The 13,766-nt window shown below is 73.9% G+C and carries 5 protein-coding genes; all 5 read right to left on the minus strand.

Features of this window, described 5'->3' with window-relative positions:
- Window positions 1–57: 57 nt before the first annotated feature.
- On the minus strand, window positions 58–2,679 hold the full coding sequence (ppdK, locus tag ATJ88_RS14500) for a pyruvate, phosphate dikinase (protein ID WP_211287592.1): 2,622 nt from the start codon (window positions 2,677–2,679) through the stop codon (window positions 58–60).
- Between the two features lie 56 nt (window positions 2,680–2,735).
- The gene (locus ATJ88_RS14505) at window positions 2,736–3,683 is read right to left on the minus strand and encodes a pyruvate, water dikinase regulatory protein (protein WP_098464434.1); all 948 of its coding nucleotides are present in this window, start codon (window positions 3,681–3,683) and stop codon (window positions 2,736–2,738) included.
- Between the two features lie 184 nt (window positions 3,684–3,867).
- Window positions 3,868–5,289, minus strand: a complete 1,422-nt coding sequence (locus ATJ88_RS14510; RefSeq protein WP_098464435.1) for a DUF4190 domain-containing protein — start codon at window positions 5,287–5,289, stop codon at window positions 3,868–3,870.
- Between the two features lie 571 nt (window positions 5,290–5,860).
- The gene (locus ATJ88_RS18610; protein WP_098464436.1) at window positions 5,861–9,919 is read right to left on the minus strand and encodes an endo-1,4-beta-xylanase; all 4,059 of its coding nucleotides are present in this window, start codon (window positions 9,917–9,919) and stop codon (window positions 5,861–5,863) included.
- A gap of 193 nt (window positions 9,920–10,112) precedes the next feature.
- Complete coding sequence (gene mfd, locus ATJ88_RS14520; protein WP_098464437.1) at window positions 10,113–13,736, minus strand: transcription-repair coupling factor; 3,624 nt, start codon at window positions 13,734–13,736, stop codon at window positions 10,113–10,115.
- Window positions 13,737–13,766: the final 30 nt, after the last annotated feature.

Raw genomic sequence — 13,766 nt, forward strand, 5'->3', positions numbered from 1 at the left:
GCGCTGAGTCGCGGAGGCCTGCGCTGAGTCACGGCAGCCAGCGCTGACTCGCGGCGGTCAGTCGCCGAGGGCGACCTGCGCCGCGGCCAGGCGGGCGATCGGCACGCGGTACGGCGAGCAGGACACGTAGTCGAGACCGATCTCGTGGAACAGGGCGATGGACGCCGGGTCGCCGCCGTGCTCCCCGCACACCCCCGTCTTCAGGCCGGGCGTGGTGGTCCGCCCCTTGGCGACGCCGATACGCACCAGCTCCCCGACACCGTCGACGTCGATGCTCGCGAACGGGTTGTCCGGCACCACGCCCGCGTCCACGTACGTGTGCAGGAACGACCCCTCGGCGTCGTCCCGCGAGATGCCGACCGTGGTCTGCGTGAGGTCGTTCGTGCCGAACGAGAAGAAGTCCGCGTGCTCCGCGACGGCGTCCGCGACGAGCGCGGCCCGCGGCAGCTCGATCATCGTCCCGACGGAGTACGGCAGGTCCCCGGCCGGCACCTCCTGCTCCCACGTCGACACGACGACGTCGCGCATGCGCCGCAGCTCCTCGGCGAACCCGACGAGCGGCACCATGATCTCGACGTGCGGGTCAAGGCCCCGGGCCCGGACCGCGAGCGCCGCCCGGGCGATGGCCCGCACCTGCATCTGCGCGATCTCGGGGTGCAGCAGCGCGAGCCGCACGCCGCGCGTGCCGAGCATGGGGTTCATCTCGCTGAGTCGCTTCACGTGCGCGAGGAGGGTCCGGGCGTCGTCGAGCTCGGGCCCCGTCGTCCCGGCGTCCTCCAGCCGCTGCACGAGGAGCGACTGCTCGACGAGGTCCGGCAGGAACTCGTGCAGGGGCGGGTCGATGAGCCGGATCGTGACCGGCAGGCCCGACATCGCCGTGAAGATCTCCTCGAAGTCGGCCTGCTGCATGGGCAGGAGACGGTCGAGGGCGGCGGCCCGCTCGGCGGGCTCCTCGGCCAGGATCATGGCCTGCACCACGGGCAGCCGGGCCGCGTCCATGAACATGTGCTCGGTGCGGCACAGGCCGATGCCCTCCGCGCCGAGCTCGCGCGCCTTCGCGGCGTCCGGGCCGGTGTCGGCGTTGGCGCGCACGCCGAGGCGGCGGACGTCGTCGGCCCAGCCGAGCACCTCCGTGAAGTCGTCCGTGACCTGCGGGGGCACGAGGTCCAGCGCCCCGGCGTACACCGCGCCCGTCGAGCCGTCGACCGTGACGACGTCGTCCTCGCCGAGCACCGTGCCGCCCACGGAGACGGTGCGCGCCTCCACGTCGATGCGCAGGTCGCCGGCGCCCGCCACGCACGGCTTGCCCATGCCGCGCGCCACCACCGCGGCGTGCGACGTCATGCCGCCGTGGGACGTCACCACCGCCTGCGCGGCGATGACGCCGTGGATGTCGTCCGGCGTCGTCTCCCAGCGCACGAGCACCACCGGCTCGCCCGCGGCGCCCCGCTCGGCGGCGGTGTCGGCGTCGAACACGAGCCGGCCGACGCCCGCGCCCGGGGACGCGTTCAGCCCGCGCGTCAGGGGCGTCCGCCCGTGGTCGGGGTCGAGGCCGGGGTGCAGGAGCTGGTCGAGCTGCCCGGGCTCGAGGCGGCGCAACGCCGTGGCCCGGTCGATGACGCCCTCGGCGACGAGGTCGCGCGCCACCTTCAGCGCGGCCGCCGCCGTGCGCTTCCCCGTGCGGGTCTGCAGCAGGTAGAGGTGCTCGTCGTCGACCGTGAACTCGATGTCCTGCATGTCGCCGTAGTGCTGCTCCAGCCGCGCCATCGTGTCGAGCAGCTCGCGGTACGCGCCCGGCAGCACCTGCTCCATCTCCGCGAGGGGACGGGGTGTGCGGATGCCCGCGACGACGTCCTCCCCCTGAGCGTTCACCAGGAACTCCCCGTACAGCTCCTTCGCGCCCGTCGACGGGTTCCGCGTGAAGCACACCCCCGTCGCGGACGTGTCGCCCCGGTTGCCGAACACCATCTGCATGACGTTCACCGCCGTGCCCAGGTCGTCGGCGATGCCGTGCGCCCGCCGGTACACCCCCGCCCGCGGGGTGTCCCACGACGCGAACACCGCCCGCACCGCCCGGCGCAGCTGCTCGCGCGGGTCCGTCGGCAGGTCCTCGCCCGTGTGCCGCCGCGCCACCGTGCGGAACGTCCCCACCAGTTCCGTGAGGTCCTCGACGGTGAGGTCGGTGTCCTGCTCGACGCCCCGCCGGTTCTTCAGCGCCGCGATCTCGTCCGAGAACGCGTGCGCCGGGACGCCCTCGACCACCTCGCCGTACATCTGCAGGAAGCGCCGGTAGCAGTCCCACGCGAACCGCGGGCTCCCCGACTCCTCGGCCAGCGCCACCACCGACTCGTCCGAGATTCCCAGGTTGAGGATCGTGTCCATCATCCCCGGCATCGACACCACCGCGCCCGAGCGCACCGACACCAGCAGCGGCCGCTCCGCTCCCCCCAGCCGCCGCCCCGTGCGCTCCTCGAACGCGTCCAGGTGCGCCTCGATCTCCGCCCACAGGCCGTCCGGCCACACCCCGCCCGCCTCCATCGCGGCCACGCACGCCTGCGTCGTCACCGTGAAGCCGTCCGGCACCGGCACACCGATGCGGATCATCTCCGCGACCCCCGCGCCCTTCCCGCCGAGCAGCGGCTTCATGTCCGCGCCGCCCTCCGACAGGTCGTACACCATCCGCGGGCGGGCGCCGCCCACGGTGCTCGCGCCGGTCACGCCCGCGGCCTGGTCGCTCATGGATCGCTCGCCTCCGTCTCGGACGCCGGCGACGTCGCCGGCAGGTCGGGTACCGGCGCGTCAGGGACCGTCGGCATGTCGAGGTGCTCGTTCAGGACTGTATGGGCCCGACGCCGCGCTGTCACCAGGTCGATGACCCGCCCCGCCGCCTCCTCCAGCGCCAACGACGTCGTGTCCAGCACCGGGCACCCCAGCCGCCGCTGCACCCGCGCCACCTCGTCCAGCTCGTCGAAGATGCGCGCCAGGTCCGCGTACCCGCCCAGGCGGCCACCGTCCGCCAGGCCCGCACCCATGAGATCCACCCGCCGACGACGGATCGCCAGCAGCCGCTCCGGGTCGATCGTCAGCCCCACGACCTTCCACCCGTCCACCCGGAACAGCTCGCCCGGGGGTGCCACGCCCGCCACCAGCGGCACGTTCGCCGTGCGGAACCCCAGATAGCCCAGGTACATCGACAACGGTGTCTTGCCCGTCCGCGACGCGCCCACCAGCACCACCTGCGCCTCCCGCAGGCTCTCGTCCGACACGTGGCCGTCGTCGTTCGCCACCGCGAACTCCATCGCGTGGATCCGCTCGAAGTAGTCCGCCGCCAGCCCCACCGGCTGCACCACCCGCGTCGGCGCCGCCCCCGTGCGCGCCACCACGGCGTCCAGGGCCGGCGTCAGCAGGTCAGCGCACGGGATGCCCAGCTCCGCGCACCGGTCCAGCACCTGCGCGTGCAGGGCCTCGTCCACCACCGTGCAGAACACCACCGCCGGCCCCGGGTCCGCCCGCAGCTGCTCCACCACGTCGTCCAGGCCGTCCTGGCTGTGCAGCCGCGGATGCCGCACGATCTCCAGCTCGTGGCCCGGGTACTGGGCCCGCACCGCCCGTGCCACCCGCGCACCCGTGTCGCCCGTCGAGTCCGCGACGACGTGGATGACGACCCGCTCCGGCCTGCCCATCGCCCCAGGCTAGGGGCTCCGGCACCTCCCGACACGGCGACCGCCCGGAGCGCGAGTCAGCGCAGATCCCCGCGAGTCAGCGCACCGCCACGCGACTCAGCGCACGTCCCCGCGAGTCAGCGCAGCACGGCGCGAGTCAGCACAGCGCCACGCGAGTCAGCACAACTTCCCGCGCTGACTCGCGTCAGGGCGTCGGGAGCAGGCCGTCGGGGATCTGCCCGACGAGGTCGTCGCAGGCGGTGACGTCCCCGGTCTGGCACCGGTCGGCGAGGTCTCCGAGCTCACCGACCTGGCCGACCGTCCCGACGAGCTCGCCGATGTCGTCGAGCGTCCACTCGCCGGTCAGCCCGTCGAGCGCGAGGTCTGGCAGGGACAGCTCGGGCAGCGAGGTGCCCTCGATCTGGTCGAGCCCTCGCCGCAGGTCGTCCGCGACGGCGTTCCACAGCAGCAGGCCGCCGACGACGACGGCAGTGGTGACGACGACCTGGATCGAGCCGAGCACGGTCGCCGTGCGCGCCATCCGCCGCCCGGCGGTGCCCCGACGTCGGGCCCGGTCCGCGCCGATGCCGCCGAGCACGATGGCGAGGATCCCGACGAGGGGAACCAGGAATCCGACGACCGCGGCGACCATCGCGGCGACGGCCGTCGGTTCGGTCCCCGAGGCGCGCGACGGCTCCGCGGCACGTCGCCTGTCGGCGGCCCGCGGCCCGGTCCCCAGCGGCGGTACGGCGCGCTGCGGGGCGACGGGCGGCTGCGCCGGCGCGGGCCGTGCCGGCCCGTGTGCGGCGCGGGGCGCCGTCGTGGACGGGCCGGTTCCGTGCTGCGCCGGCGGGGACGTCGGCCAGGAGGACGGCTGCTGGGCCGAGGGCGTCTGCCACGCCGGCTGCTGCTGCGCGGGAGGGGCTGGCCGGACGGGGGCGGCGGGCGGGTGGCCCGGCCGCGCGGACCGCGGGGTGGACGGGTACGCCTGCCGGGGTGCGGGCGGCGGGGTGCGCCGCGGGGACGTCGGGGAGGAGGCCGATCCCGCGGTCCCGACACCGGGATACCGGGCGTGGTCGCCGTGGTGGGTGGCGCTCGGCGGGAGCACCGGTGTCCGTCGCACCTCGGCCGGGGCGGACGGCCCACCCTGCGCGGGCATCACCTGCGTCGCGTCGGCACCAGGTGCGGAGATCACCTGCGTGGATCCCGGCGGGAGCCAGTCCTCGACGGCGTAGGCGGGCACGACCTGCGTGCGCTCGGGCTCGATCGCCGACACCACCGGGGTCGCGTCCGGCGACGTGGTCGGCGGCGTCACGGTCCCGACCACCTGGGTCGCGTCCGCTCGGAACGCCGGGAACGCCTCGGTCGGAGCAGACACGGACCCGACCACCTGCGTCGCGTCGGGCACGGCCCCCAGGATCCGCGTGGGCCCTGCGCTCGTCGAGAACACCTGCGTCGACCCGGCGCTCTGCATGACGACGTCCTCGGCGGGCAGGGCGCGGGTGGCCCCGGGAGCCACCGACGAGATGACCTGCGTCCGGTCCGCGCCCGGTACGCCGGAGACGCCCTCCGGCGGGAACCCCTGCGTCGGAGGGACGTTCGGGTCGACCCCGGGTGACTGGCTCATGGTCCTCCTGCTCGGCGGATGGGCAGGGCCGATGCTACCGACGTTGCCCGCCCGTCATCGGCCCGGCCCACCACGACCGCCATCGGACCACGCCCGCCTACATCACCCGGGCAGGACGGTGCTGACCTGCGACGACGCCCGCCGCCCGCGCCTCTCACGCCCGCGAGAGCCGATCCGCGGGATCTCGTGCTGACTCGGCGACCCAAGCGCTGACTGACCGCATCCCACGCTGACTCGCGAGGACCTGCGCTGACTCGCCGGAGCATGCGCTGACTCGCGCCAAACCGCGCTGACTCGCCGGAGCATGCGCTGACTCACGGGAACCTGCGCTGACTGGGCGACGCCAGCGCTGACTCGCCGGGAGGTGTGCTGACTGACCGGAAACTGCGCTGACTCACGGGGTGGTGGAGGGGGCGGGCGCGGTCGTCAGACCGGAAGCGGAGGTCGCGCAGCGACCGTGAGCGCGACCGCGCCCGCCCCCTCCACCACCCCGAACCCCACCCGACCGGACCCGACACGGCAAGGGCCCCGCGCGCCGAGGTGGCACGCGGGGCCCTGCCGGTGGGTCAGGTCAGCCGACCTTCGTCCAGGGGCCCCACGGCGAGGCGCCGGGGGTCTGGTTGCGGGTCCACCACTGGGCCTCGTACCGGACGCCGTCGTGGGTGACGACGTCCCCGGCGACGAAGATGCGGGACGCGGTCCAGACGGCGGTGCCGTCGGGGGCGGTGGCGATCTCCTGCCAGGAGCCCCAGGGGCTCTTGCCGGGCTTCTCCGTGGTCCACCAGGTGGCGCGGTAGAGGGCGCCGTCGTGGGTGACCTCGTCCCCGGCGGTGTACACCTGGCCCTTGACCCACGCGGGGGCCTGGGGTGCGGGGGCGGCGACGAGCTCGACGACGCCCCAGCGGTCGGTGTACTGGTAGCCGGTGCCGGTGGGGTCGGCCCAGCTGGTGATGCCGGTGCGGGTGCCCGCGGTGGCGTCGTTGACCTGGAGGTCGAGGCCGTGGAACGTGCCGGCGCCGCCCTGCCCGTCGAGGGTGACGGACGCCTCGACGAGGTAGCCGCCGTCGGTCAGGGTGGTGGCGGACTCCACGCGGGCGGCCTGCTCGTCCGGGTCACCGGTGCCGAAGGAGACGGCGTTCTCGGCGCTGATGCGGATCTGCGTGTCGTCGGCCTGGTAGGAGCCGTTCTTGGCGTTGCCGGCGTCGAGGAAGATCTCGACGGAGTCCTGCACCCACGGGTCGGACGCGGAGACGTCGACGGTGGGGTCGGCGACCTCGGCGAGCACGTAGAGGGTGTCGTCGGCCCAGAGGGTGCGTACGGTCGCCTGCGCGCCGTCGCTGCCCTGCACGTTCTTCGCGGTGGTGAGGGTGTCCACCCCGGACCACACGGCGTCGACGTCGCCGTCGACGACCGGGACGGTGGTGGTCTCGGCGACGCGGGCGAAGCTCAGCTCCTCGACGAGGGTGAGGGTGCCGGTGGTGCCGGGGCTGTTCCACCCGGTGGTGTCGCCGGCGTCGGTGACGCGGACGTCGAGGCCGAGGGTGTCGCCCTCGGCGGCGGCGTCGAGCGGGAGGTGCGCGACGACGGCGTAGCCGGTGCCGGTGCCGGCGACCTCGGCGGTGACGTCGCCGGTGGTGGTGCCGTCGCGGCCCACGGTGGCGACGTTCCCGGCGAGCTGGAGGGTGACGGCGTCGTCGGGGTCGGCGGCGGCGTCGTCGACGGTCACGTAGACGGTGAGGTGGTCGGGCGCCCAGCGGGTCTGGAAGCGGGCGACGGTCTCCCCGGCGTCGGTGACGGGGTGCAGCGGGAGCCGCTGCCACTGGGCCGACGTGGTGGCCGACCCGTCGAGGGCGACGTCGCCGGCGAACACGTCGGCGGAGCGCTGCTGGGCGGGCAGGTCGCCGTCGACGACGCCGTGGTAGGCGGGCTTGGCCTGGTAGGCGTCGTCGAACAGCAGGGGTGCGCCGGCGTCGGCACGCCAGGAGCGGCCGTCGGTCAGGCCCCACACGGTGACGGAGTAGAGGGAGTCGGCGTGGGCGCGGAACACGTCGAACGCGTCCTTGAACCAGTAGCCCTGCTCGACGAGGTTGGCCTGCGTCTCGGGTGTGCCGATGGTGACGTCGAGCTCGGTGACGGCCTGGGTGACCGGCAGGTCCTCGAAGCGCTCGATGGCGGTCTCCAGCGCGGAGACGGGCATGGCGAGCGAGACGTGGAACTGGTGGCCGACGCCGTCGACGGGGACGCCACGCTCCAGGAGGCGGCCGACGAGGGCGCGGTAGCGGTTCTGCTTGTCGACCTGCTCGGTGTTGTAGTCGTTGATGAACAGGGCGACGGGCCGGTCGGTGCCGTCGGCGGCGTAGACGTCGTTGAACGCTTCGTCGGCGTACTCGAAGGACAGGTCGATGAACTCCTCGCCGAGGATGCGGTACCACTCGCTGCGGCGCAGGCCGTCGTCGGTGGCGCCGTCGGACACGACCTCGTTGACGACGTCGAACGCGGTGACGGGGTTGTCCGCGCCGAACTCGCCGTAGCTCTCGGCGAGCCACTGCGCGACGGCGAAGATGTGCGTGCGGAGCCGGTCGCGCAGGACCTGCTGGTCCTCGGCGGACGTCGTCAGCGGGTCGCCGGCGGCGTCGGTGAAGAACCACGCGGGCGTCTGGGAGTGCCAGGTCAGGACGTGGCCGTACAGGTCGAGGTCGTTCGCGCTCGCGAAGTCCATGAGGGCGACGGCCTCGGGGTGCGGGCGGAAGGTGCCCTCGTCGTCGTACCAGGCCTCCGGCTTCATGTGGTTCTCGGGCGTGATCTGGTCGAAGTGGCGCAGCAGCAGCTCGGCGGCGGTGCCGGAGGTCTCCCGGGAGTCGATGGCGACGCCGGTGTGGAACGGCACGGTGTCCTTGATCGGCGTGAGGTCCTGGACGACGGCGGGCGCCGGCACGGCGACGACGACGTCGTCGACGAGGAGGTCGCTGGTGTTGGTGCCGTTGTAGTCGGTCTCCAGGTAGAGGTAGAGCTCCTCGCCGGCGGGCGCCTGGAAGGAGGCGGTGACCTCGGTCCAGCCGTCGGCGGTGACCTCGCCCCACTGGGCGAGCGTGGAGTAGGTGGTGGTGCCGGCGGCGGTGGACGCGAGCGACAGCCAGACGGCGTCGGCGTCCTGCCCGGGGGCGAACCGCACCTGGGCGGTGAACTCGTAGCGGACCCCGGCCGTCAGCAGGCCGGAGACGTCGCGGCCGATGCCGTCGCCCTGACCGTCACGGTCGGTGACGAGGGCGGAGGCGGTGCCGGAGACGGCGTCGTCGCCTGTGATCTCGACGGTGGGCGCGGTGTCGCCGCCGGTGCGGGGGCCCCAGCCGTCGAGCCCGTCCTCGAAGTCGGTGGCGAGCACGGGGCCGCTGCGCGGCGGGGTGCCGGCGGGGAAGGTGAACTCCCAGCCGTCGGCGAGCAGCTCGGCCACGACGGTGCGGGTCGCGGCGAGCGAGCCGGAGCGGTCACCGCCGCCGTCGTGGACGAGCACGAGCTCGCCGTCGGTCATCGCGGCGCGCAGGTTGTCCGTCAGGGTGGCCTCGTCCTGGGTGGTCCAGTCCGAGATCGTGTTCGTCACGGCCAGCGGCTGCATGCCGAGGGCGACGGCGACCTGCGGCGTGGCGCCCCAGGACCCGTTGGGGGCGCGCCAGAACGGCACGGGGGCGTTCGGGTCGCCGAGGGCGTCGCGGATGATCTCGAGGTTGGCGAGCATGTCGGCGCGGGCCTGCTCCGGGGTCATCGACCCCATGTCCGCGTACCCGGTGGAGTGGTTGCACAGCGTGTGGCCGTCGGCCACGATCCGCCGCAGGATCTCGGCACCGCCGGCGGCCTGGACGTTCTGGCCGATGACGCAGAACGTGGCCTGCAGGTCGTTCTCGGCCAGGAAGTCCAGCAGGGCGGGGGTGGTGCCCGGGTTGGGGCCGTCGTCGAACGTCAGCGCGGCGACGGGCGTGCTCGCGGTGCTGCCCGCCTGGGCGGCGACCACGGGCGTGGCGGTCGGGTTGACCGCGCCGCCGGGCACGAACCCGTCGGGCAGCTCGCCGCCGACCTCCTGGCCGGTGACGACGAGGTCGTCGACGAGGAACGACGGGTGGGTGCTGCCGACGGCGGCGGCCTCGAGGTAGAGCTGGGCGCCGGTGAGGCCGTCGGGCATCGTGTAGGAGCCGCCGACCTTGACCCAGTCGGCGGCGGTGACGGGCACGTCCCCGCCGACCCAGGTGTAGGCGTCGCCGGCCGCGGAGGTCTCCTGGACGGTGAAGTGGATGCTCGTGGCGGGGGTGTCGGCGGGGAGCTTGACCCAGGCCTCGACCTGGTAGACCTCGCCGGGCGCGAAGAGGCCGGCGACGGAGGTGGCGGGGCCGTTCCAGTTCCCGGTGCGGCCGGTGACGCTCAGCGCGCCGTCGCCCGTGCGGGCGTCGTCGGTGATCGCGAGCGTGACGGGGCCGCGCGGACCCCAGGGCTCCCAGCTCGTCTCGAAATCGTTCTCCATCACGACGTCGTCGGCAGCCGCCGCGCTCCCCGCCCCCACGGCGGCGGCGCCGAGCGCGCCGCCCGTCACGAGCGCGGCCGCTCCGATCCCCGCGACCATCCTGGTGAACCTCTGCCTCATCGTCGCTCCCTCGCGAGTGTCCGCCGGCGGCGACGATGCCGCGGGCGCGGGCGTGGCGACGCCCGTGCTCCCGAGGCTAGGTGGGCTTCGAAAACGATGTCAATGGCGTCGGGGCCGGTCCCGGGCTCGAAAGATTTCGGACCGCGGACGACCGACCGCATCGGCCGGTCGTCCGCGGGGCACGTCCGTGGCGTCAGCGGGACGCGGTGCCCGCCGTGGCCGCCGCCGCGACGTCCCCGAGGATCACCGCGTCGATGAGCTGCTCGGCCCACCCGAGCAGCGCGGCCCCCCGCAGCGGCTTGCCACCGATGCGCGCCGTCGTCGGGTACGGCACCAGGACCGCCCGGATCGCCGGCTTGAGGATCGTGCCCGGGTAGAGCCGCTTGAGGCGCAGCTGCGCCGACTCCGGCAGGTCCACCGGCGCGAACCGGATGTGCTTGCCCTGCGCGGTGACGTCCGTCAGCCCCGCCCGGCGGGCGTGGTTGCGGAACTCCGCCACCTCGAACAGCGCCTCGGTGGCCTCGGGCAGCTTGCCGTACCGGTCGACCAGCTCCGCCCGGATCTCCGCGAGCGCCGCCGCGTCGCGCGCCGACGCGATCTTCTTGTACGCCTCGAGGCGCAACCGCTCGGTGGCGATGTACGTCTCGGGCAGGTGCGCGTCGACGGGGAGCTCGATGGTGACCTCCGGCTCCTCGGCGTCCGCCTCGCCCTTGTACGCCCGCACGGCCTCACCGACCATGCGCACGTACAGGTCGAACCCGACGCCCGCGATGTGCCCGGACTGCTCGCCGCCCAGCAGGTTGCCCGCCCCGCGGATCTCGAGGTCCTTCATGGCGATCTGCATGCCCGCGCCGAGGTCGGTGTGCGCGGCCATCGTGGCGAGACGGTCGTGCGCGGTCTCCGTGAGCGGCCGCTCCGGCGGGTACAGGAAGTAGGCGTACGCGCGCTCGCGCCCACGGCCCACGCGGCCGCGCAGCTGGTGGAGCTGGGACAGGCCGAAGGTGTCCGCGCGCTCCAGGATGAGGGTGTTGGCGTTGGAGATGTCCAGGCCGGTCTCGACGATGGTGGTGCACACCAGCACGTCGAGCTCCTTCTCCCAGAAGCCGCGGATGACCTGGTCGAGCTGGCTCTCGCTCATCTTGCCGTGCGCGACGCCGACGCGGGCCTCGGGCACCATCTCGCGCAGGCGGGCCGCCGTCCGGTCGATCGACTCGACCTTGTTGTGGATGTAGAACACCTGGCCCTCGCGCAGCAGCTCGCGCCGCACGGACGCCGCGATCTGCTTCTCCTCGTACGCGCCCACGTAGGTGAGGACGGGGTGGCGTTCCTCGGGCGGCGTCTGCAGGGTCGACATCTCGCGGATGCCGGTGACCGCCATCTCCAGGGTGCGCGGGATCGGGGTCGCGGACATCGCCAGGACGTCCACGTTGGTGCGCAGCTGCTTGAGCGTCTCCTTGTGCTCGACGCCGAACCGCTGCTCCTCGTCGACGATGACCAGGCCGAGGTCCTTGAACCGCACGGAGCCGGTGATGAGGCGGTGGGTGCCGATGACGACGTCGACCTTGCCGGTGCGCAGCCCCTCGATCGTGTCCTCGGACTCCTTGGCGCCCTGGAACCGGGACAGCGCCCGCACGGTGACGGGGAACCCGGCGTACCGCTCGGAGAACGTGTCGAAGTGCTGCTGCACGAGCAGGGTCGTGGGGACGAGGACGGCGACCTGCTTGCCGTCCTGCACCGCCTTGAACGCCGCCCGGATCGCGATCTCCGTCTTGCCGTAGCCGACGTCGCCGCAGATCAGGCGGTCCATCGGCACGGACTTCTCCATGTCGGCCTTGACCTCGTCGATGGTGGACAGCTGGTCGGGCGTCTCGACGTACGCGAACGCGTCCTCCAGCTCACGCTGCCACGGGGTGTCCGGGCCGAACGCGTGCCCCTCGGTGGCCATGCGCGCCGAGTACAGGCGGATGAGCTCGCCCGCGATCTCCTTGACGTGCTTGCGGGCCCTCGCCTTGGTGTTCTTCCAGTCGGCGCCGCCCATCTTCGACAGCGACGGCGACTCGCCGCCGGTGTACTTGGTGACCTGGTCGAGCTGGTCCATGGGGACGAACAGCCGGTCGCCCGGCTGCCCGCGCTTGGAGGAGGCGTACTCGATGACGAGGTACTCGCGGGTCGCCGCGTTCGCGCCCGCGCCGAGGGTGCGCTGCACCATCTCCTCGAACCGGCCGACGCCGTGCTGCTCGTGCACCACGAAGTCGCCCGCCTTGAGCTGGAGCGGGTCGACGACGTTGCGACGCCGCGACGGCATCTTGCGCATGTCCCGCGTGGTGGAGCCCTGCCGACCGGTGAGGTCGGCCTCGCTGAACACGGCGAGCCGCAGCTCCGGCGCGACGAAGCCCTTGCCCACCAGCGCCGGCACGACGTGCACGACACCGCCCTCGGGGGCGTCGGTGAGGTCCGTGGACAGCCGGGCGGCCGTGTCCGCCGCGCCGAGCTGCTCCACCATGCGGCGCGCGGGGCCGGGGCCCTCGGTCGTCAGCACCAGGCTCCACCCGGCGCGCTGGAGGCCCTTGACGTCGTCCAGGGCGCGGGCCACGTCCCCGCGGTAGGACTCGACGTCGCGGGCGGCGACCGTGATGGTCGTGCCGTCGGCGCCCGTGGTCACGGGCTCCGGGGCCGTGCCGTCGGCGGCGGTCGCGGCGGCCTCGGCCGCGTCCAGGGAGAACGCGGACAGCGTCCACCAGCCCAGCCCGCGCCGCGCCGCCACGTCCCGGGTCTCGGAGAACGTCGCGAACGACGCCGCCGACAGGTCGATCGGGCTGTCCGCCCCCGCGACCGCCGACGTCCACGCGGCCGCGAGGAACTCCTCGGTCGTCGCGACGAGGTCGTGCGCGCGCCGCCGCACCCGCTCCGGCTCGTCCAGGACCAGCAGCGCGTCGTCCGCGACCAGCTCCAGCACCGGACGCATCCGGTCCACCAGCACGGGTGCGAGGGACTCCATGCCCTCCACCGCGATCCCGGCGGCCAGCTTGTCCAGCATGTCCGTGGCGCCCGGCAGCTGCGCGACCCGCGACGCCGCCCGCTCCCGCACCGCGTCCGTCAGCAGGATCTCCCGGCACGGCGGCGCCCACAGGCCGTGGTCCGCGATCTCCAGCGACCGCTGGTCCGCCACGGAGAACCAGCGGATCTCCGTGACCTCGTCGCCCCAGAACTCGATGCGCAGCGGGTGGTCCTCCGTCGGCGGGAACACGTCGAGGATGCCGCCGCGCACCGCGAACTCGCCACGCCGCTCGACCATGTCCACCCGGCTGTAGGCGGCCGCGACGAGCGCGTCGCCCACCGCGGTGAGGTCCGCCGTCTGCCCGGTCGACAGCTCGACCGGGACGAGCTCGCCGAGGCCGTCCACGACGGGCTGCAGCAGCGCCCGCACCGGCATCACCAGCACGCGCACGGGACCCGCCTGCCCGGCCTCCGCCGTCGGGTGCGCCAGCCGCCGGAACACCGCCAGGCGCTTCGCGACCGTGTCCGCCCGGGGCGACAACCGCTCGTGCGGCAGCGTCTCCCACGACGGCAGCACCGCGACCTCGTCCGAGCGCTCGTCCGGCAGGTAGGCGCGCACGCTCGCCGCCAGCTCGTCCGCGTCCCGTCCCGTCGCCGTCACCACCACCAGCGGACGACGACGCGACGCCGCCGCCAGGAGGGGCGCGCGCACGCCCTTCGGGCCGACGACGTCCACCTCGCCGCGGCTCGGGATGGCCTCCAGCGCGGCCGCCGCACCGGGGTCGGCGAGCAGGGCGGGGACGATTCCGGTGAGATTCATTCCAGGTCCTTCGGGCGCACGACGACGGGC

Origin of the sequence: Isoptericola jiangsuensis (genome assembly GCF_002563715.1) — a bacterium.
Classification (GTDB): domain Bacteria; phylum Actinomycetota; class Actinomycetes; order Actinomycetales; family Cellulomonadaceae; genus Isoptericola; species Isoptericola jiangsuensis.